The sequence below is a fragment of the Streptomyces sp. NPDC104367 genome, assembly GCF_055583825.1.
Genome location: NZ_JBVJND010000024.1, coordinates 44,577 through 63,522 on the forward strand (window position 1 = coordinate 44,577; position 18,946 = coordinate 63,522).

Sequence of the window (18,946 nt, forward strand, 5' to 3'; positions counted from 1 at the left end):
GTGCCCTTCTTCCAGTTCGTCAAGTCCACCTACAGCAGTGGCAACGGTGAGTGCGTCGAAGTCGCCCGCAACATTCCTCGTGTCGTGGCTGTCCGGGACTCCAAGGACGTGGACGGGGCGATAATCCGGGTCTCTCCGTCGGCGTGGTCGTCGTTCGCGATATTCGTCGACCAATCCCGACCGCCGGCATGAGCACTCGCCGCGTACCAGTCGTGGACCCCGGCAGGGCCGTTCGCACCCGTTGGTCCGCCGTACAGGGCCGTGCTGCTCTCGCGCGTTCACTGGCCGTCATGGCGAGACCCGAAGCATTGCCGACGCTCTGTAGTGCCTCCGGTTAGGCCCAGGCAAGAAGGAGATGGCGAAGGCCCGCCGCGGACAACCCCTGCGGCAGGCCTTCGGCGGTGTGGTGCGGGAGGTCAGCTGATCTTCGCGTAGCCGTAGTTGACCAGCTTCTTCACGTCGGTGGTGCGGGCGGTCGCCGAGGTGTCGGTGAGGACCGCGCCCATGACCGACTCGCCGTTCTTCGTCGCGGCGAAGACCAGGCAGTACTTGGCGTCGGTGCCGGAGCCGGTCTTCACACCGAGCACGCCGTTCCAGCCGAGCAGGGTGTTGGTGTTGGCCCAGGTGGTGCTGCGGGTGGAGCCGGTCTTGGTGGTCGTCTTCGCCGTGTACGACGTCGTCTTCACGACCGACTTGAAGGTGGAGCTCTTCATCGCGCTGCGGGCGAGCACCGTCAGGTCCTTGGCCGTCGAGTAGTTCGAGCCCTTGCTGATGCCGTCGAACGAGTCGAAGTGCGTGTTCGTCATGCCGAGGCTCTTGGCCGCGGTGTTCATCTTGGCGATGAAGTTCTTGGTGCGGGCGGCGACGGTGGAGCCGGAGCCGTACTTGTCGGCGAGGGCCATGGCGGCGTCGCAGCCGGACGGGAGCATCATCCCGTAGAGGAGCTGGCGGACGGTGACCTTGTCGCCGACGATCAGGTGCGCGGACGACGCGCCGCTGGAGACGATGTAGTCGCTGTACGCCTTCTTGATGGTGACCTTGGCGTCCAGGTTCAGGTTCGACTGCGCGAGCACGACCTTGGCGGTCATGATCTTGGTGGTGGAGGCGGTCAGCCGCTGAGTGCTCGCGGCCTTGCTGAAGAGCGTCGCACCGGTGGAGCTGTTCATCAGGAAACCGCTCTTGGCGGTGATGGTGGGTGTCGTGACGGCCTGCGCGGGTGCCGCGGTGAGGGCTCCGGTCGCGAGCACTGCGCCGGTCGTCACGGCGACGGCGGCGGCCCTGCGGAGACGGTTGCCCTTAATGCCGGTAATCAAGTCAATAACCCCGAGTCGAGTCGTAATGCCCCTGAAGTGCGGCCGAGTTGGGGGGTACCAAAGCGGGTGGGGCCGCACGTGTGTGACACGTAAGTAGCACAGATGGTTGTGCGGTTGCTTGGTGCGACCTACGTCACGTCCGGCGCGTCCGGATGGTGGACGGGGCGAACACTTGCGTACGTGTTGTATCTATGCTGTGGGCATGAGTCTGGCCGTCAAGCAGCCCCCTGCCGCCGACCGTGTCTACTCCCATGTCAAGCAAGGCGTCCTGGACCGCCACTACGAGGGCGGCACGCTGCTCACCGAGGGCGAGCTGGCCGAGGCCGTCGGAGTCTCCCGCACCCCCGTCAGGGAAGCGCTGCTGCGCCTTGAGGTCGAGGGCCTGATCAGGCTCTACCCGAAGAAGGGCGCCATGGTCCTGCCCGTCTCCGCGCAGGAGATTGCGGACGTGGTGGAGACCCGGATGCTGGTGGAGGAGCACGCCGTACGCAAGGCCGTACCCGTGTCCGCCGCGCTGCTGGTCCGCCTGGAGGAACTGCTCGCCCGGCAGAAGGCCGAGGCCGCCGCCGGGGACCTGGCCGCCGCGGCCGTCACCGACCGCTGCTTCCACGCCGAGATCGTCCGCGACGGCGGCAACGAGATCCTCTCCCGCCTCTACGACCAACTCCGCGACCGGCAGCTCCGGATGGGCGTCGCGATCATGAACGCGCACTCCGACCGGATCGCCAAGTCGCTGACCGAGCACCAGGAGATCCTGGAGGCGCTGCGCGCCGGGGACGCCGACCGGGCGGTCGAACTGGTCCACCGGCACGTCGACTGGTTCTCGCACCTCGCCCGGGGTGAGGTCCGATGAGCCGGAGCGGCGGCGCGCTGCCCGGGGACCCGCCCGGCGGCCGCCGGGCCGTCGCGATCTGGTGCATCGGCGTCTCGGTCTACTTCGTCGCCGTCATCTTCCGTACGTCCCTGGGCGTCGCCGGCCTCGACGCGGCCGACCGCTTCCACGTGGGCGCCTCGGCCCTGTCCACCTTCTCGATCCTCCAGCTGCTGGTCTACGCCGGCATGCAGATACCCGTCGGCCTGCTGGTCGACCGGCTCGGCACCAAGAAGGTGCTGGCCATCGGCGCCGTGCTGTTCACCGCGGGACAGCTGGGCTTCGCCTTCTCCCCCTCCTACGGCACCGCGCTCGCCTCGCGCGCACTGCTCGGCTGCGGCGACGCGATGACGTTCATCAGCGTGCTGCGGCTCGGCACCCGCTGGTTCCCGGCGCGGCGCGGCCCGCTGATCGCCCAGCTCGCCGGTCTGGTCGGCATGGCGGGCAACCTCGTCTCCACCCTCGTCCTCGCCCGGCTGCTGCACGGCATCGGCTGGACCGCGGCGTTCGCGGGCAGCGCGCTGGCCGGCGCGGTGGTGCTGGTGCTCGTCCTGTCCTTCCTCAGGGACCACCCCGAGGGGCACGAACCGGAGCCCTTCCCGCACCAGGGCGCGGCGTACGTACGCCGGCAGATCGCCGCCTCCTGGCGGGAACCGGGGACCCGGCTCGGCCTCTGGGTGCACTTCACCACCCAGTTCCCGGCGATGGTCTTCCTGCTGCTGTGGGGCCTGCCGTTCCTGGTCCAGGCGCAGGGGCTGTCCCGTGCCACGGCCGGTGAACTGCTGACCCTGGTCGTCCTCTCCAACATGGTCGTCGGACTGGTCTACGGCCAGATCGTCGCCCGGCACCACACGGCCCGGCTGCCGCTGGCGCTCGGCACGGTCGCCGCGACCGCCGTCGTCTGGGCGGCGACGCTGGTCTACCCGGCCGACCACGCGCCGATGTGGCTGCTGATCGTGCTGTGCGCGGTGCTGGGCGCCTGCGGCCCGGCGTCGATGCTCGGCTTCGACTTCGCCCGGCCGGCCAACCCGCCCGAGCGGCAGGGCACCGCGTCCGGGATCACCAACATGGGCGGCTTCGTGGCCTCGATGACGACGCTGTTCGTGGTGGGCGTGCTGCTGGACGCGACCGGCGACAACTACTCCGTCGCCTTCTCCTGCGTGTTCGTGCTCCAGGCGCTCGGCGTCAGCCAGATCCTGCGGCTGCGGGGGCGGGCGGCGCGGCGGGAGCGCGAACGGCTGGTGGCGAGCCGGGTGGAGACGGTGCACGTGCCCGCGTAGCCGCCCGCGGGTGCCCGCCGCCCCCGGGCCGGACGTCAGACCGCCGTCGGTACGAGGGTCAGGTACGCGAGGCCCAGCACGCCCCGGTACGCCATCCAGGACGCCCGGTGGCCGTCCAGCCGCTCACGGGTCCGTGCCGCCAGCGGATGGCCGGGGTTGGCCGCCAGCCACACCTCCTTGTCGGCCTGGTAGCCCGACTCGAACTCCTCCCACTCCGCCGGGCTCGCCGTCTCGGTCCACTCGGGGCGGAAACCGGCGGCGACGGCCAGGCCGACCAGGGCCCCGAGGTCGTGGTGGTCGTCGGCCGTCGCGCCCGGCCACATCCGGGACAGCTCGGCGTCGGTCGGCGGGCGCTCCCAGAAGCCCTCGCCGAGCAGCACCCGCCCGCCGTCGGCCACCAGCCGCCGCAGCTCCCGCAGTGACGTCACGAGGTCGTCGCCCAGCGCCTGGCTCGCTCCGAGGCACAGCACGACGTCGGCGGGGCCGCGCCCGGTCCCGGCGGCCGACTCCTCGGCGAACTCCACCCGCCCGGCCAGCCCCCGCGCCCCGGCCCCGCGCCGCCCGCGCGCCAGGTCCTCCGCTTCGAGATCCAGCCCGACCCCGCGCGCCCCCGGCACGGCGTCCAGCAGCCGCAGCATCAGCTCGCCCCAGCCGCAGCCGATGTCGAGCACGGTGGCCGGACGGGCCGCGGCGAGCCGTCCCACCATCGCGTCCGCGCGGGCCTCGGAGAGCGGGCCGTGGAAGGTGAGCCGGGTGAGACGGGGCGGGTGGACGTCGGATGCTGCGGTGTCGGCTGTCATGGCGGGCACCGTAGGCCGCGCGGGTCCGCACCCGACACCGAATTACCGGCGCCGGCCCTGTACGTCACCGGCGAAGGCGCCGGACGTCACCGGCGAAGCATCGGACGTCACCGGCGCCGGCCCGAGGTCGTGCCGTCGCCTACTGGGTGACCGTGAAGTTCCGCAGGATCGCCGCCGTCAGCTCCGGGTCGCCCTCCGCCTTGATCCGGTCCGCCACCGCTTCCGGCGTCGTGCGCCCGCAGGCCAGGCGGACGTAGGTCTCCCAGTCGAGGGTGAAGACGGCGGCGGGGCCGAGCGCCGGGGTGGCCTCCAGGGTGCCGCGGCCCTGGATGTCGATGCGGATGGTGCGCAGGAACTCGACCGGCCCGTGCACGTCGAAGATGACGGCCGAACTGCGCGGGGCGTTCGCGTCGTTCGCGACCACCCGGGGCAGCTCGGAGAGCAGCACGTCCCGCACGACCTGCGCGCCCGGCGAGTCGAGGTTGCCGGGCCGCCCGAGCGCCGCCCGCAGGTCCTGCTCGTGCACCCAGACGTCGAACGCGCGGTTGCGCATGGCCTGCTCGAGCGTGATCTCCTTGCCCATCGGCCCGCGCACCAGGCGACCGGGCTCCCGGGACTCGTTGCGCAGCTGGCGGTTGCGGCGGATGACGGTGTACTCCAGCTCGGACGTCATCTCGGGCGCCGTGTGGTGGCGGCGGGCGTCGACCTGCATCTCCATGTAGCGCTGGTGCTCGTTGGTGATGTGGAAGAGGTCGCGCGGCAGGGTGTGGATGGGGCGCGGATCGCCCAGCATCTCGCAGTCCATGCCGATGACATGGGAGACCACGTCCCGAACCGACCAGCCCGGGCACGGGGTCCGCCGGTTCCACTCGCCTTCCACAAGAGGCGTCACCAGCTCGGATATCGCGTCGATGGAGTGGGTCCACGCGTCGGCGTAGGGCTGGAGGGTGGGATGCAGACTCACGGAACGGGACCCCTCGGCGGTCGGTACTCGGGCAGGTTGTGGCGGCGCTGCCAGCGGGAGGTGGCTGCTGTCGGCGGGTGTCTTGAGACGCTAAGTTACGCTGCTGTGAGGCACCCCGGCAGTGCTTTCGTGTGACGATCGTAGGCCCGTGTGGACGGCTCGAATGCCAGGACGGTGGTAGTGTGCGCGCCTCGCTCATCCAGATCGATGTAAATGAGGGTGAAACGGTCGATTCTCGTCGGCGTCGCGTGACCGCACTGGTACGTGAGCAGGACGAGGCCGACCTCGTGGTGCTGCCCGAGCTGTGGACGACGGGCGCTTTCGCCTACGAGGACTTCGCCGCGCAGGCCGAGCCGCTCGAAGGTCCGACGTACGAGGCGATGGCGAAGGCGGCGAGCGACGCGGGTGTCTGGCTGCACGCCGGCTCCATCCCCGAGCGCGACCCGGACGGCCCCCTCTACAACACGGCTCTCGTCTTCTCCCCCTCCGGCGACCTCGCCGCGGCCTACCGCAAGATCCACCGCTTCGGCTTCGACAAGGGCGAGGCGGTGCTCATGGGCGCCGGGCGGGAACTGGTGACGGTCCGGCTGCCCGAGACCACGCTGGGCGTGGCCACCTGCTACGACCTCCGTTTCCCCGAACTCTTCCGCGGACTCGTCGACGCCGGCGCCGAGACGCTGGTGCTCTCGGCGGGCTGGCCCGAGCGGCGACGCGCGCACTGGACGCTGCTGGCCCAGGCGCGGGCGGTCGAGAACCAGGCGTTCGTGCTCGCTTGTGGAACGGCCGGGACGCATGCCGGAGTTCCGCAGGCGGGTCACTCGATCGTGGTCGATCCGTGGGGCGAGGTGCTGGCCGAGGCGGGCGCCGGCGAGGAGGTCCTCACCGTCGACTTCGACCCGGCCAGGGTCGCCGCCACCCGCGACCAGTTCCCGGCCCTCAAGGACCGCCTCCTGGGCCTGGCCCCGCCGAGCCGCCCCGAGGGCGCCTCCCGCTAGGGCGCTTCTGACGGATCTCCGCGGCGCCCTAGTCCTCCTCGCGCTCCTTGTCGGCGAGGTGGATCACGCACACCGCCACCGCGATCAGCAGTGACGGGTCGGCGTCGTCCCGTACGACGTCGACGCCGTAGGTCTCGCGCACGTGCAGCCAGCGCCGGGAGACCACGGCGAGCAGCTCACCGTCGTACTCGATGGCGAACTCACGGTCGAGGATCTTGCCGCTGACGTCCAGCTCGGTGCCGTCGACCAGGTGGACGCGGTAGTGGTTGCGCAGCAGCGAGAGCCGCTTGCGCCTGATGGTGGCCAGGGGCTCGCCGTCGCGCTCGATCACCATCGTGTCGCGCAGGGCGAACATCTTCTGGTGGATGTCGACGAGCACACGCCCGTGCCGGTCCTTCAGCTCGAACGTGTCCCGCAGCCGCATGGCCTTGCCGTCGACGAGGAACACCTTGTCGCCGTGCTCGTCCTCGATCCAGTAGTCCTCGCCGAACCCGAGGAGCCGGTCGCGTACCAGGAATCTCATACCCGTACCCCTTCCCGCCCCACCACCCCGAAACGCCGGGGGTAGCCCGAGGGGCCGAGCCCCGCGCCCGGCGGGACGGCGGACGACGGCCGCCGCCGCTGTCGGCGGCGAGTGGCACCCTTGATCCATGAGCGACACATCCCCGGCCCCCGCCTCGCGCCGCGCCCGGGTGCGTGCCCCCGAGCTGATCGGCAAGGGCGGCTGGCTGAACACGGGCGCCAAGCAGTACACCCTCGCGGACCTGCGAGGACGCATCGTCATCCTGGACTTCTGGACGTTCTGCTGCATCAACTGCCTGCACGTCCTCGACGAGTTGCGGGAGCTGGAGGAGCGGCACCGGGAGACGGTGGTGATCGTCGGGGTGCACTCGCCGAAGTTCGTGCACGAGGCGGAGCACGGCGCGGTCGTGGACGCCGTGGAGCGGTACGGCGTGGAGCACCCGGTGCTCGACGACCCGGAGCTGGCCACCTGGAAGCAGTACGCGGTGCGGGCCTGGCCGACGCTCGTGGTGATCGACCCCGAGGGGTACGTGGTCGCGCAGCACGCCGGCGAGGGGCACGCGCACGCGATCGCCCGGCTGGTCGAGGAACTGGAGGCGGAGCACGGGGCGAAGGGCACCCTGCGCCGCGGCGACGGCCCGTACGTGGCGCCGGAGCCCGAGCCGACCGCCCTGCGCTTCCCCGGCAAGGCGCTGCTGCTGCCCTCGGGGAACTTCCTGGTCAGCGACACCACCCGGCACCAGCTGGTGGAGCTGGCCGAGGACGCGGAGACGGTCGTACGGCGGATCGGCTCCGGCGCGCGCGGCTTCGCGGACGGCCCGGCCGGCACCGCCTCGTTCAGCGAGCCGCAGGGGCTGGCGCTGCTCGACGACGGCTCGGTGGCCGTCGCCGACACCGTCAACCACGCGCTGCGGCGGCTGGACCCGGCCACCGGTGAGGTCACCACCCTCGCCGGCACCGGCCGCCAGTGGTGGCAGGGTTCGCCGACCTCGGGCCCGGCCCGCGAGATCGACCTGTCCTCCCCGTGGGACGTCGCGCTCTTCGGCGGCCGGGTGTGGATCGCCATGGCGGGCGTGCACCAGCTGTGGGCCTACGACCCGCGGGAGGGGACGGTCCGCGTCGCCGCCGGCACCACCAACGAGGGGCTGGTCGACGGCCCGGCGGCCGAGGCCTGGTTCGCCCAGCCGTCCGGACTCGCGGCCACGCCCGACCGCCTGTGGCTGGCCGACTCGGAGACCAGCGCCCTGCGCTGGGTCGACCCGGACGGGCAGGTCCACACCGCCGTCGGCACCGGCCTCTTCGACTTCGGCCACCGCGACGGCGCGGCCGGACAGGCCCTGCTCCAGCACCCGCTGGGCGTGACCGCGCTGCCCGACGGCTCGGTCGCCGTCAGCGACACCTACAACCACGCGCTGCGCCGCTACGACCCCGCGACCGGCGAGGTCACCACGCTGGCCACGGACCTGCGGGAGCCGAGCGACGCGGTGCTGGCCGGCGACGACATCGTGGTCGTCGAGTCGGCCCGCCACCGGCTGACCCGGCTGCGGCTGCCCGAGGAGGCGGTCCGGGTGGAGTCGGTCGCGCACCGCACCCGGCGGGCGGCGACCGAGGTGGCCCCGGGCCGCCTCCGGCTGGACGTGATCTTCCAGGCCCCGGCGGGCCAGAAGCTGGACACCCGCTACGGTCCCTCGACCCGGCTCCTGGTCTCCTCGACCCCGCCGGACCTGCTGCTCGGGGGCGAGGGCGCGGACACCGACCTGACGAGGGACCTGGACCTGAACCCGGCCGTCACGGAGGGCGTCCTGCACGTCTCGGCGATGGCCGCGTCCTGCGACGACGAGGCCGGGGGAGAGTACCCGGCCTGCCATGTCCACCAGCAGGACTGGGGGGTTCCGGTGCGGGTCACGGACGGTGGCGCGAGCAGGCTTCCCCTGGTCCTGGCCGGGATGGACGAGGAGGCCTGACGCGCCGGGCCCGGACTACCGGCGGCGCGGGGCCAGCTTGAACAGCGCCACCCCGGCGGCCACCAGTGTCGTGGCCGCCACCACCATCGCCATGCTGTTGATCCAGAGGCCCGTGGCGGCCAGGGTCGCCCCGCCCGCGCCGGTCGTGCCCGCGCCGATCACTCTGCCGTACATCGCTTTTCTCCTACGAGGGTTGAGGGGATCTCACGTGGCCACCCACTTCTCCTCGCTGCGGCGGACGAGTCCCCACAGCGAGGTGAAGTAGACGGCGTGCTGGAAGAGGTCGTAGAGCATCTCGGGGACCATCAGGGCGGCGACCAGGACGGCCTTCGGGCCCGCCCGCCGCACCGAGACGGTCTTCTCGACGACGAAGATCACGCCGATCGCCGTCCAGAACGGCGAGAAGCCGGGCCAGCCGTACAGCGAGGTGTACGCGGCCATGTAGGTCAGGTAGACGAGGAAGGAGAGCGCGCCGAAGCCCATCAGGAACTGCTGCATGAAGTAGCGGGCGGTGACCCGCGTCCAGCCGTAGTCGCGGAGGTTCTCCAGGGCGCCGCGCTGCCAGCGCAGCCGCTGGTGCCAGAGCTTGCCCAGCGTCGGCATGACCTCGGTGGTGACCGAGCAGCCCGCCGGGGACATGGCCCGGTAGCCGAGGGTCTTGACCGCCTTGGTCATCTCGTCGTCCTCGGTGAGCGAGGCGAGGCTGTAGTAGCCGGTGCCGCCGCCGAGTTCGCCGGTGCGGCGGGCGTTGCGGACCTCGCGCAGCACCCGGGCGCGGAACATGGTGCCGGTGCCGGTGAGGACCTGGGCCTTGCCGCCGGTGCGCTCCAGTTCCCAGGCGTAGCGGTGGAACTCCATGCGCTGGAGCAGGCCGAGGAAGCCGCCGCCGTCCTCGCCGTAGAAGACGCCGCCGACCGCGCCGACCTTGCGGTTGAAGGTGGCGAGCGCGGTCTCGACGAACCAGGGGTTCAGGACGGTGTCGGCGTCCTGGACGAGGAGCAGGTCGCGGTCGTCCATGTGCGGCAGCACCCAGGCGATGGCCTGGTTGAGGGCGCCGGCCTTCTTGTGGGTGTTGTCCTCGGTGCGGAAGACGTGGGCGCCGTGCTCGACGGCGATGGCGGCGGTGTCGTCGGTGCAGTTGTCGGCGACGACGACGATCAAGTCGGGGCGCCGGGTCTGCTCCCAGAGGCCGTCGATGGCGGCGGCGATGCGGTCCTGCTCGTTGTGGGCCGGTATCAGGACGGCGAGTCTCGGTCTGTCGCCCGGCTCCTCGGGAGCGGCGTGTGCCCGGCGGGCGGCGTGACGGCGCACAGCCCGAGTCCCCCCGTCGTGAATGCCGTTGGTGGGACCGGATGGCGATATTCCGGACCCGTCAGTGGCCCACAGTCTTCACGGAACTCCTACAACTCCGATAGTTGAATGCTGTAACGGATTGCTCACGGTTGCCTGTGATGACCCTGTGTGCCCCTTTAGGTGCCGTACCTGTCGCCGAATCCGTGACGGTCGTGATGGTGCCGTTCCTCCTCCACCACGGCCGTCGGCGGTGCGGCGACCCGGCGGCGCCGGGCGATGCTTTCCGGCGGAGGGCGGCTACCCAGGAGCCCGGCGGACATGTCCGGCGCGCCGGACCGCGCCGGACCGCGCCGGACCCGCTCAGTCGCGCAGGAACGCCACCAGCGCGTTGGCCAGCAGGAACGGGTCGTCGGCGCCGCACAGTTCGCGGGCGCTGTGCATGGAGAGGATGGCCGCGCCGATGTCGATGGTCTGGATGCCGTGGCGGGCCGCGGTGATCGGGCCGATCGTGGTGCCGCAGGGCATGGAGTTGTTGGAGACGAAGGTCTGGAACGGGACCCCGGCCCGCTCGCAGGCGGCGGCGAACACCGCGCGGCCCGAACCGTCCGTCGCGTAGCGGTTGTTGACGTTGACCTTGAGGATCGGCCCGCCGCCGGCGCGCGGGTGGTGCGTCGGGTCGTGGCGCTCGGCGTAGTTGGGGTGGACGGCGTGGCCCATGTCGGAGGAGAGGCAGATGGTGGCGGCGAGGGCGCGCGCCCGGTCCTCGGCCGATCCGCCGCGCGCCAGCACCGAGCGCTCCAGCACCCCGCCGAGCAGCGGCCCGTCCGCGCCGGTGTCCGACTGCGAGCCGGTCTCCTCGTGGTCGAAGGCGGCCAGCACGGGGATGTACGCCGGCTCGGAGCCGCCCGTCGCCACGGCCGCCAGCGCCGCCGTACCGGCGTGCACGGACAGCAGGTTGTCCATCCGCGGGCCCGCCAGCAGCTCCTCGTCACGGCCCAGGTAGGCGGGCGGCTCGACGGCGTACGTCATCAGGTCCCAGCCGGTGACCGAGCCGCGCGCCAGCCCCGTCTCCGCCTCCAGGAAGGCGATCAGGCCGCCGTCGCGGACGTCGTCGCCCAGTCCCCAGATCGGCTGGAGATGGCGCTGCTTGTCCAGCTTGAGCCCGTCGCTGCTCACCGTGCGGTCCAGGTGGATGGCGAGCTGGGGCACCCGCAGCAGCGGACGGTGCACGTCGACCAGGCGGGTCGAGCCGTCGCGCAGGCTGAGCCGGCCGGCCAGGCCCAGGTCCCGGTCTAGCCAGGAGTTCATGAGCGGTCCGCCGTAGACCTCGACGGCGACCTGGCGGAAGCCGTGCGCCCCGGTGTCCGGGCGGGGCTTGACCCGCAGGTTCGGGGAGTCGGTGTGCGCGCCGACGATCCGGAACGGCGTGTGGGGCGCGGCGCCCTCCGGGACGTACCAGGCGATGATCGCGCCGCCGCGCAGCACGTACTTGCCGCCGGCCGTCCCGTCCCAGGCGTCCGTCTCGGCGACCTGCCGGAAACCGGCCTTCTCCAGCCGCTCGCCGGCGTTCGCCACGGCGTGGTACGGCGTGGGGCTCGCCGCGAGGAAGGTCATCAGGTCGTCGGTGTGGCCGCGGTCGAAGCGGGAGGGTTCGCTCATGCCATTCACCTTAACGACGTACGCGGACCCGCTCCCTCGGACGGGGAGCGGGCCCGCGCGGTGGCCGGTGGGCCGGGACGGTCAGAAGGCCGCCTCGTCCAGCTCCATCAGGTCGAGGTCGACACCGGCGGCGACCTTGCGGGCCAGGGTGACGCCCGGCAGCACGTTGGCGGCGAAGAACTTCGCGGCCGCGATCTTGCCGGTGTAGAACGGCTTGTCCCTGCCCGACGCCGTCTCCAGCTTCTCGGCGGCGATCGCGGCGCCCTTGAGCAGCAGGTAGCCGACGATGACGTCGCCGGAGGCGAGCAGCAGGCGCGAGGTGTTCAGGCCCACCTTGTAGATGTTCCTGACGTCCTGCTCGGTGGCCGCGAGGTCGGTCAGCATCAGGCCGACGATCGCCTCCAGCTCGACGGCCGCCTTCGCGAGGTGCTCGCGGGCGCCGGCCAGCTCCTCGCCGCCGGTGCCGAGCGCGAGGAACTTCTTGATGTCCTCGGCGAGAGAGTTCAGCGCCGCGCCCTGGTTGCGGACGATCTTCCGGAAGAAGAAGTCCTGGCCCTGGATCGCGGTGGTGCCCTCGTACAGGGTGTCGATCTTGGCGTCGCGGATGTACTGCTCGATCGGGTACTCCTGGAGGAACCCGGAGCCGCCGAAGGTCTGGAGCGACTGGGCGAGCTGCTCGTAGCCCTTCTCGGAGCCGTAGCCCTTGACGATCGGCAGGAGCAGGTCGTTGAGCGCGTGCTCGGCCGAGGCGTCCTCGTCGGCCGCCTCCTTGACCGCGATCGCGTCCTGGACCGAGGCGGTGTAGAGGACGAGGGCGCGCATGCCCTCGGCGTACGCCTTCTGCGTGATCAGCGAGCGGCGCACGTCGGGGTGGTGGGTGATGGTGACCTTGGGCGCGGACTTGTCCATGAAGTTCGCGAGGTCGGGACCCTGGACGCGCTCCTTGGCGTACTCGAGCGCGTTGAGGTAGCCGGTCGAGAGCGTGGAGATGGCCTTCGTGCCGACCATCATCCGGGCGAACTCGATGATCCGGAACATCTGGCGGATGCCCTCGTGCTTGTCGCCGATCAGCCAGCCCTTGGCCGGGTGGCGGTCGCCGAAGGTCATCTCGCAGGTGTTGGAGGCCTTCAGGCCCATCTTGTGCTCGACGTTGGTCGCGTAGACGCCGTTGCGCTCGCCCAGCTCGCCGGAGTCGCCGTCGAACAGGTACTTGGGGACGAGGAAGAGGGAGAGGCCCTTGGTGCCGGGACCGGCGCCCTCCGGCCGCGCCAGCACGTAGTGGAGGATGTTCTCCTCCATGTCGTGCTCACCGGAGGTGATGAAGCGCTTCACGCCCTCGATGTGCCAGGAGCCGTCCTCCTGCCGGACCGCCCTGGTGCGGCCGGCGCCCACGTCCGAACCCGCGTCGGGCTCGGTGAGCACCATGGTCGAACCCCAGGTGCGGTCCACGGCGATCTGCGCCCACTTCCGCTGCTCCTCGGTGCCCTCGTCGAAGAGGATGCGGGCGAACGCCGGGCCGGAGGAGTACATCCACACGGCCGGGTTGGCGCCGAGGACCAGCTCCGCGTACGCCCAGATGAGCGACGGCGGGGCGGTGGTGCCGCCGATCTCCTCGGGCAGGCCGAGGCGCCAGTACTCGGAGTCCATGAAGGCTTTGTAGCTCTTCCTGAAGGAGGCCGGGACCGGCGCGGTGTTGGTCTCCGGGTCGAAGACCGGCGGGTTGCGGTCGGCGTCGGCGAAGGACTCCGCGAGCTCGTTCTCGGCGAGCCGGGTCAGCTCCTCCAGGACGCTCTTCGCGGTGTCGGTGTCCATCTCGCCGAACGGGCCGGTGCCGTACAGCTTGTCGCGCCCGAGCACTTCGAACAGGTTGAATTCGATGTCGCGGAGGTTGGACTTGTAGTGCCCCATGGTGACTGCTCCGTATCCGGATCGGCGAGGCACTGACTCCTCGCGCCTGTTTCACATACCAACGAGTAGCTCCGATGATGCTACCCGCCGGTAATAAGACGCAACCCCCATCGGTCCAAGTGTGAGAAGGGTCTACCTTCTCGTGCGCGCCCCGGGTCTCGGTAGGCTTGCGCGCATGTATGGATACGGCCAGTCCATGGACGGTGGGGCTGCGCAGCAGCAGTACGCCCAGCAGCAGATGCCGGGCGGCCACGGCGGTTACGGCCAGCAGCCGCCGCTCTACCCCGAGCCGTCCCCGCCGTCCCTCGCGGAGGCGGTGCGCGCCTTCACCACCAGTCAGGTGACCGCCGAGGACTTCCAGCAGGTCTTCGCCACCTCCAAGGTCTACTGCCCGCGCGGTGACAACCCCGGCTTCCTCGCACTGCACAACACCCAGCAGCCGGTGATCCCGATGTTCACCTCGCTGAAGGAACTGCGTCGGTACGCGGGCAAGGAGTCCAAGTACTTCGTGATCACGGGTGCGGAGGTCATCGACCTGCTCCCGACCGGCTACGGCTTCGTCCTGGACATGGAGGGCGAGCACCGGATGGTCTTCGACTCGAAGGCCGTCGAGCAGATGGTCGAGTTCGCGATGCGCCGGATGTACGGCTGACGGCCGCGGTCCGGTCGTACCCCTGAATGTCCCCGTCCGCCCGCCGGGCTCGCCTACTGTGCCCCGCGTGAGCGGGAACCGTTTCTTCGTCTTCTCCGCCGCCGGCCCCTCCGGGACCGGCGGCGTTCTGTTGCCCGGCCGGGGCCGGGTGCGGTCCGTTCCGTCGGTACGCCCGGTGATCCGCGCCGTCCGCCCGTGGGGGAATGCTCCGCGCGCCGGCGGTGTTGGGGGTGGCAGAAAGTTCAACGCTCAACTAAACTGGGCGCACAAGGAGGAGCCAACATGCCTGCAGTGACCGTCGAGAACCCGTTGACCCTGCCCCGAGTGGCCGCCTCGGCCGATGCCGTGGCCCGACCCGTGCTCGCCGTCACGACCGCGCCGAGCGGTTTCGAGGGAGAGGGCTTCCCGGTGCGCCGGGCGTTCGCGGGGATCAACTACCGTCATCTCGACCCGTTCATCATGATGGACCAGATGGGTGAGGTGGAGTACGCGCCGGGTGAGCCCAAGGGCACGCCGTGGCACCCGCACCGTGGCTTCGAGACCGTCACCTACATCATCGACGGCGTCTTCGACCACCAGGACTCCAACGGCGGCGGTGGCACCATCACCAACGGCGACACCCAGTGGATGACGGCCGGTTCCGGTCTCCTCCACATCGAGGCGCCGCCGGAGGCCCTGGTCATGTCCGGCGGTCTCTTCCACGGCCTCCAGCTGTGGGTGAACCTCCCCGCCAAGGACAAGATGATGGCCCCGCGCTACCAGGACATCCGCGGCGGCCAGGTCCAGCTGCTGGCGTCCCCCGACGGCGGTGCGCTGCTGCGCGTCATCGCGGGCGACCTCGACGGCCACGCCGGCCCCGGCATCACGCACACGCCGATCACGATGATCCACGCGACGCTCGCGCCCGGTGCCGAGCTCACGCTGCCGTGGCGCGAGGACTTCAACGGGCTGGCGTACGTGCTGGCGGGCAAGGGGTCGGTGGGCGCGGAGCGCCGTCCGATCCACCTCGGCCAGACCGCCGTCTTCGGCGCCGGCTCCTCGCTGACCGTCCGCGCGGACGAGAAGCAGGACTCGCACACGCCCGACCTGGAGGTCGTGCTCCTGGGCGGGCAGCCGATCCGTGAGCCCATGGCCCACTACGGCCCGTTCGTCATGAACACCAAGGACGAGCTGATGCAGGCCTTCGAGGACTTCCAGAAGGGCCGCCTCGGCACGGTCCCGGCGGTGCACGGCATGACGGAGTCCGGCCCCCGGTCCTGACCCACCCCACCCCGAAGAGGCCTGCCGCATCCCCGCGCCGGGCCTCTTCCCGCTTCCCGTCCCGCGCCGCCGCCCACGGGAGAGTCACCCGGTCGGCGTGTGCGGGGGGACGGGCGGGTGGGGGTGTGGTGGGCTGGTCGGGTGTCGTTGTTGCCCGAGGCTGTGCGCCGGTTCGCCGCGTGGTGTGCCGTGCTGCTGCTGGCCGCGGGCGTCGGCTGGGTGGGTATCCGGCTCTGCTCGGAGTTCCGCACCGCGGTGACGCCCGTGCTGCTCGCGCTGCTGGGCACCGCGCTGCTCGGGCCGCTGTACCGCAGGCTCGTGGCGGCCGGCGTGCACCGTTCCGTCGCCGCCGGGCTGACCTGTGTCGCCGTGGTCGGTGTGGTCGGCGGAGCCGTCTACATCGTCGTCGCCGCGCTCGTCGAGACCGGTGACGAGATCGTCGCCTCGCTGAAGGACGCCGCGCGGTCGGTCGCCGAGCACTTCGGCGCCGCCGGGACCTCCCTCGGAGACCTGGCGGGCAGCGCCCGGGAACTGCTCGGCAAGTTCGGCGGGACGGCCGCCTCCAACGTCATCAGCGGGGTCAGCGTGGTCGGCGAGAGCATCGCCATGGCCGTCCTCGCGCTGCTCCTCGTCTTCTTCTTCCTGCGCGACTCCCACCTCTTCGTGGACACCCTGCGGGCCGTCGCGCCCGGACGCAGCTCCGACGTGCTGGAGGCCATGGCCCGCCGCGCCTTCGAGGGCATCGAGGGGTTCATGCGCGGTACGACCCTGATCGCCCTCATCGACGCCGTCTGCATCACCATCGGCCTGCTGATCCTCCAGGTGCCCGGCGCGGTCGGCCTCGGCGCGCTGGTCTTCGTCGGCGCCTACATCCCCTACCTCGGCGCCTTCCTCTCCGGTGCCGTCGCCGTGCTGGTCGCCCTCGCCGACCGGGGTTTCGTCATCGCCCTGTGGGCGCTCGGCGTCGTCCTCGCCGTGCAGGTGCTGGAGGGGCATGTGCTGCAGCCCATGATCCAGAGCCGCACCGTGCAGATGCACCCGGCGGTGGTGATGCTGGCCATCACGGCCGGAGCCTCCGTCGCCGGAATCCTCGGCATGCTGCTGGCCGTACCGCTCACCGCGGCCGCCTTCGGCGTCGTGCACGAACTGCGCGGCCGGTACGCGCCGGCCCCGGGCGACTAACCCGCGCCCGCGCCCTCGCCCACGCCCGCGCTCCCGCCGCCGTCCCTCTCCCCGTCCCCGTCCCCGTCCCTGCCGCTGTCCCTCTCCCCGTCCCCGTCCTTGCTCTCGTTCTCGTTCTCGCTCTCGTACAGCTCGAACCAGATGCTCTTGCCCTCGCCGCGCGGGTCCACCCCCCACGCGTCCGCGAGCAGTTCGATCAGGACCAGGCCGCGGCCGGAGGAGGCCAGCTCGCCGGGCCGTCGCTTGTGCGGGAGGTCGTCGCCCGCGTCCGTGACCTCGATGCGCAGCCGGCGCCCGGGCGCGGCGCCGGCGACCTCGGCGAGCAGCAGCGCGTCCGCGTCGGTGTGGACGAGGACGTTCGTGAGCATCTCGGAGACCAGCAGCACCGCCGAGTCGACCTGGTCGGACGAGCTCCAGTCGTGCAGCAGCTCGCGCACCTGCTGGCGGGCCTCGGCGATCCGCTCGGGCTCGTCCTGGCCCACCGACAGCAGCGTGCGCCGCATCCGGGGCCGTGGCGCGAAGGGCTCCTCGCCGCGCCCGGCGCCCGGCCGGGAGAGCAGCAGGAGCGCGATGTCGTCCTCGCGGCGGTCGGCCAGCGGCCCGGTGGTGTGGTGGGAGGAGGGGCCGTGCACGGCCTGGACCAGCGCGTCGGCCAGTTTCTCCAGGTCGCCGTCGTGTTCCTCCAGGGTCGCCCGGATCCGCTGCCAGCCCGTCTCGATGTCGTGGCCGCCGGTCTCGATCAGACCGTCGGTGCAGATCATCATGGTCTCGCCGGGTTCGAGGGCGAACCGCGTCGTCGGGTAGTCGGCGTCCGGGTCGATGCCCAGCGGCAGCCCGCCCGCCGTCGGCCGCCGCAGCACCGTGCCGTCGGCCATCCGGATCGTCGGGTCCAGATGTCCCGCGCGGGCGATCTCCAGCACCCCGGTGGCCGGGTCCGCCTCGACGTACAGACAGGTCGCGAACCGCAGGTCGGCGATCTCCTCGTCGTAGGTGATGCCGTGCAGGAAGCGGGAGGCCCGGGAGAGGACCGCGTCCGGGCGGTGGCCCTCGGAGGCATACGCGCGCAGCGCGATCCGGAGCTGGCCCATCAGCCCCGCGGCCCGTACGTCATGGCCCTGGACGTCCCCGATGACCAGCGCGAACCGGCCGGAGGGCAGCGGGATCATGTCGTACCAGTCGCCGCCGACCTGGAGTCCGCCGCCGGTCGGTATGTAGCGGGCGGCCGCCTCCATGCCGGGGATCTCGGGGCCCAGCGTCGGCAGCATGGAGCGCTGGAGGCCGTCCGTCAGCTCCCGCTCCGAGTCGGCGATGCCGGCCCGGGAGAGCGCCTGGGCGAGCATCCGGGCCACCGTGGTGAGCACGGACCGCTCGTCCGGGGTGAACGAGACCGGGTAGGCGAAGCCCGCCATCCAGGCGCCCATGGTCCGGCCGGCCACGGTCAGCGGCAGGAAGGCCCAGGACTCCCGGTGGAAGCGCTCGGCCAGCGGCCAGATCACCGGGTAGCGGGACCTGTACTGCTCGGGGGAGGAGAGATAGACGGCCCGGCCCGTCCGCACCACCTCCGCCGCCGGGTAGTCCGTCTCCAGCGGCATGCTGGTGAAGGGGCTGTCGTCGCCGAGCTGCTGCCCGTGGTGGCCGATGATCACCAGCTGGTCGCCCTTGGCGCTGAAGACGGCCAGTCCGTCCGGGGAGAACCCGGGCATCGACAGGCCCGCGGCGACCCGCAGCACCTCCTCCGTGGACCGCGCCTCGGCCAGCGCCCGGCCCGCGTCCAGCAGGAACGCCTCCCGGGAGCGCCGCCAGTCACCGGTGACCGGATGCCGGGCGGCGGTGCCCGGGGTCGGCTCGGTGACCTCCTGGAGGGTGCCCGTGACCCGGTACACGCGCTCCTTGGAGTCGAAGACCGGTCTGAAACGGCTGCGCACGGTCCGTATCAGCCGGCCCCGCTCGTCCATGACCCGCAGCCGGACCTCCGCGAGGGTGCCCTCGACGGCGGCCAGCCGGGTGATGCTGGTGTTCTCGTTCCAGTCGACCGGGTGGAAACGGGACCGGACCAGGGACTCCGACAGGACGGACGACTCGGCCGGCAGCCCGATGAGCCGGGCGGCCTCCGCGTCCGTGGTGACCAGGCCGGTGGCGGTGTCCCAGTGCCACAGCCCGGTCGCGAGGGCGGCGAGGACGTCCTCCACGGCGGGCAGGGGCTCGCCAGTTCGCATTGCCCCACTTTAAGAAGACCGGATCGGAAAATGCCACCGATCATCGACCCGGTAATCGGGAGAGGCG

At 71.5% G+C, this 18,946-nt stretch carries 17 protein-coding genes; 8 read left to right on the forward strand and 9 right to left on the reverse strand.

Annotated features, from left to right (window positions below; genetic code table 11):
- A complete protein-coding gene (locus ACZ619_RS30965) occupies positions 1–192 on the forward strand; it encodes a DUF397 domain-containing protein (protein WP_469605859.1) in 192 nt (63 codons plus the stop codon).
- A gap of 224 nt (positions 193–416) precedes the next feature.
- Here ACZ619_RS30965 and ACZ619_RS30970 read toward each other — a convergent pair whose 3' ends face one another.
- Complete coding sequence (locus tag ACZ619_RS30970; protein WP_469605861.1) at positions 417–1,313, reverse strand: D-alanyl-D-alanine carboxypeptidase family protein; 897 nt, start codon at positions 1,311–1,313, stop codon at positions 417–419.
- A gap of 202 nt (positions 1,314–1,515) precedes the next feature.
- Here ACZ619_RS30970 and ACZ619_RS30975 point away from each other — a divergent pair, with 202 nt between their 5' ends.
- Together ACZ619_RS30975 and ACZ619_RS30980 are read left to right on the forward strand one after the other, a co-directional pair.
- Positions 1,516–2,166 carry a GntR family transcriptional regulator gene (locus ACZ619_RS30975; protein ID WP_469605864.1) on the forward strand — a complete coding sequence of 217 codons (651 nt, stop codon included), beginning with the start codon at positions 1,516–1,518 and terminating at the stop codon, positions 2,164–2,166.
- Positions 2,163–3,464 carry an MFS transporter gene (locus ACZ619_RS30980; RefSeq protein WP_469605867.1) on the forward strand — a complete coding sequence of 434 codons (1,302 nt, stop codon included), beginning with the start codon at positions 2,163–2,165 and terminating at the stop codon, positions 3,462–3,464. The genes ACZ619_RS30975 and ACZ619_RS30980 overlap by 4 nt, the downstream gene beginning before the upstream one ends.
- A gap of 35 nt (positions 3,465–3,499) precedes the next feature.
- Here ACZ619_RS30980 and ACZ619_RS30985 read toward each other — a convergent pair whose 3' ends face one another.
- Both ACZ619_RS30985 and ACZ619_RS30990 read right to left on the reverse strand, forming a co-directional pair.
- Positions 3,500–4,264 (reverse strand): SAM-dependent methyltransferase, encoded by a 765-nt coding sequence (locus ACZ619_RS30985; RefSeq protein ID WP_469605870.1) that lies wholly within the window; start codon positions 4,262–4,264, stop codon positions 3,500–3,502.
- Between the two features lie 139 nt (positions 4,265–4,403).
- Positions 4,404–5,228, reverse strand: coding sequence for a maleylpyruvate isomerase family mycothiol-dependent enzyme (locus tag ACZ619_RS30990; RefSeq protein WP_469605873.1), 825 nt, complete (start codon positions 5,226–5,228; stop codon positions 4,404–4,406).
- Positions 5,229–5,410: 182 nt separating this feature from the next.
- Between ACZ619_RS30990 and ACZ619_RS30995 the strand changes: the two genes are divergently transcribed.
- Positions 5,411–6,223 (forward strand): carbon-nitrogen family hydrolase, encoded by an 813-nt coding sequence (locus ACZ619_RS30995; protein ID WP_469605876.1) that lies wholly within the window; start codon positions 5,411–5,413, stop codon positions 6,221–6,223.
- Positions 6,224–6,251: 28 nt separating this feature from the next.
- Here ACZ619_RS30995 and ACZ619_RS31000 read toward each other — a convergent pair whose 3' ends face one another.
- Positions 6,252–6,746 carry an LURP-one-related/scramblase family protein gene (locus ACZ619_RS31000; RefSeq protein WP_469605878.1) on the reverse strand — a complete coding sequence of 165 codons (495 nt, stop codon included), beginning with the start codon at positions 6,744–6,746 and terminating at the stop codon, positions 6,252–6,254.
- Positions 6,747–6,873: 127 nt separating this feature from the next.
- Here ACZ619_RS31000 and ACZ619_RS31005 point away from each other — a divergent pair, with 127 nt between their 5' ends.
- Positions 6,874–8,709 (forward strand): NHL domain-containing thioredoxin family protein, encoded by a 1,836-nt coding sequence (locus ACZ619_RS31005; RefSeq protein ID WP_469605881.1) that lies wholly within the window; start codon positions 6,874–6,876, stop codon positions 8,707–8,709.
- A gap of 15 nt (positions 8,710–8,724) precedes the next feature.
- On the opposite strand, the gene ACZ619_RS31010 is transcribed toward ACZ619_RS31005, so the two are convergent.
- The 4 genes from ACZ619_RS31010 to ACZ619_RS31025 all read right to left on the reverse strand — a co-directional run bounded on the left by ACZ619_RS31010 (position 8,725) and on the right by ACZ619_RS31025 (position 13,569).
- On the reverse strand, positions 8,725–8,883 hold the full coding sequence (locus tag ACZ619_RS31010; RefSeq protein ID WP_165941480.1) for a hypothetical protein: 159 nt from the start codon (positions 8,881–8,883) through the stop codon (positions 8,725–8,727).
- Positions 8,884–8,913: 30 nt separating this feature from the next.
- Positions 8,914–10,020 carry a glycosyltransferase family 2 protein gene (locus ACZ619_RS31015; RefSeq protein ID WP_469605885.1) on the reverse strand — a complete coding sequence of 369 codons (1,107 nt, stop codon included), beginning with the start codon at positions 10,018–10,020 and terminating at the stop codon, positions 8,914–8,916.
- 342 nt (positions 10,021–10,362) lie between these two features.
- The gene (locus tag ACZ619_RS31020; RefSeq protein WP_469605886.1) at positions 10,363–11,661 is read right to left on the reverse strand and encodes a M18 family aminopeptidase; all 1,299 of its coding nucleotides are present in this window, start codon (positions 11,659–11,661) and stop codon (positions 10,363–10,365) included.
- An 81-nt stretch (positions 11,662–11,742) separates the two neighbouring features.
- The gene (locus ACZ619_RS31025) at positions 11,743–13,569 is read right to left on the reverse strand and encodes an acyl-CoA dehydrogenase (RefSeq protein ID WP_469605889.1); all 1,827 of its coding nucleotides are present in this window, start codon (positions 13,567–13,569) and stop codon (positions 11,743–11,745) included.
- 175 nt (positions 13,570–13,744) lie between these two features.
- Here ACZ619_RS31025 and ACZ619_RS31030 point away from each other — a divergent pair, with 175 nt between their 5' ends.
- The 3 genes from ACZ619_RS31030 to ACZ619_RS31040 all read left to right on the forward strand — a co-directional run bounded on the left by ACZ619_RS31030 (position 13,745) and on the right by ACZ619_RS31040 (position 16,663).
- On the forward strand, positions 13,745–14,221 hold the full coding sequence (locus ACZ619_RS31030; RefSeq protein WP_469605892.1) for an SseB family protein: 477 nt from the start codon (positions 13,745–13,747) through the stop codon (positions 14,219–14,221).
- 282 nt (positions 14,222–14,503) lie between these two features.
- A complete protein-coding gene (locus ACZ619_RS31035; protein WP_469605895.1) occupies positions 14,504–15,481 on the forward strand; it encodes a pirin family protein in 978 nt (325 codons plus the stop codon).
- A 141-nt stretch (positions 15,482–15,622) separates the two neighbouring features.
- The gene (locus ACZ619_RS31040) at positions 15,623–16,663 is read left to right on the forward strand and encodes an AI-2E family transporter (RefSeq protein WP_469605898.1); all 1,041 of its coding nucleotides are present in this window, start codon (positions 15,623–15,625) and stop codon (positions 16,661–16,663) included.
- On the opposite strand, the gene ACZ619_RS31045 is transcribed toward ACZ619_RS31040, so the two are convergent.
- Positions 16,660–18,879 (reverse strand): SpoIIE family protein phosphatase, encoded by a 2,220-nt coding sequence (locus tag ACZ619_RS31045; protein WP_469605900.1) that lies wholly within the window; start codon positions 18,877–18,879, stop codon positions 16,660–16,662. The two genes, ACZ619_RS31040 and ACZ619_RS31045, sit on opposite strands and share 4 nt — an antisense overlap.
- Between the last annotated feature and the right edge of the window lie 67 nt (positions 18,880–18,946).

What these genes read in the sequence shown, in the direction of transcription:
- ACZ619_RS30985 (WP_469605870.1), bottom strand. Translation starts at nt 4,264, where the DNA reads ATGACAGCCGACACCGCAGCATCCGACGTCCACCCGCCCCGTCTCACC.
- ACZ619_RS31005 (WP_469605881.1), top strand. Translation starts at nt 6,874, where the DNA reads ATGAGCGACACATCCCCGGCCCCCGCCTCGCGCCGCGCCCGGGTGCGT.
- ACZ619_RS31035 (WP_469605895.1), top strand. Translation starts at nt 14,504, where the DNA reads ATGCCTGCAGTGACCGTCGAGAACCCGTTGACCCTGCCCCGAGTGGCC.
- ACZ619_RS31000 (WP_469605878.1), bottom strand. Translation starts at nt 6,746, where the DNA reads ATGAGATTCCTGGTACGCGACCGGCTCCTCGGGTTCGGCGAGGACTAC.
- ACZ619_RS31010 (WP_165941480.1), bottom strand. Translation starts at nt 8,883, where the DNA reads ATGTACGGCAGAGTGATCGGCGCGGGCACGACCGGCGCGGGCGGGGCG.
- ACZ619_RS31030 (WP_469605892.1), top strand. Translation starts at nt 13,745, where the DNA reads ATGTATGGATACGGCCAGTCCATGGACGGTGGGGCTGCGCAGCAGCAG.
- ACZ619_RS30980 (WP_469605867.1), top strand. Translation starts at nt 2,163, where the DNA reads ATGAGCCGGAGCGGCGGCGCGCTGCCCGGGGACCCGCCCGGCGGCCGC.
- ACZ619_RS31020 (WP_469605886.1), bottom strand. Translation starts at nt 11,661, where the DNA reads ATGAGCGAACCCTCCCGCTTCGACCGCGGCCACACCGACGACCTGATG.
- ACZ619_RS31025 (WP_469605889.1), bottom strand. Translation starts at nt 13,569, where the DNA reads ATGGGGCACTACAAGTCCAACCTCCGCGACATCGAATTCAACCTGTTC.
- ACZ619_RS31045 (WP_469605900.1), bottom strand. Translation starts at nt 18,879, where the DNA reads ATGCGAACTGGCGAGCCCCTGCCCGCCGTGGAGGACGTCCTCGCCGCC.
- ACZ619_RS30975 (WP_469605864.1), top strand. Translation starts at nt 1,516, where the DNA reads ATGAGTCTGGCCGTCAAGCAGCCCCCTGCCGCCGACCGTGTCTACTCC.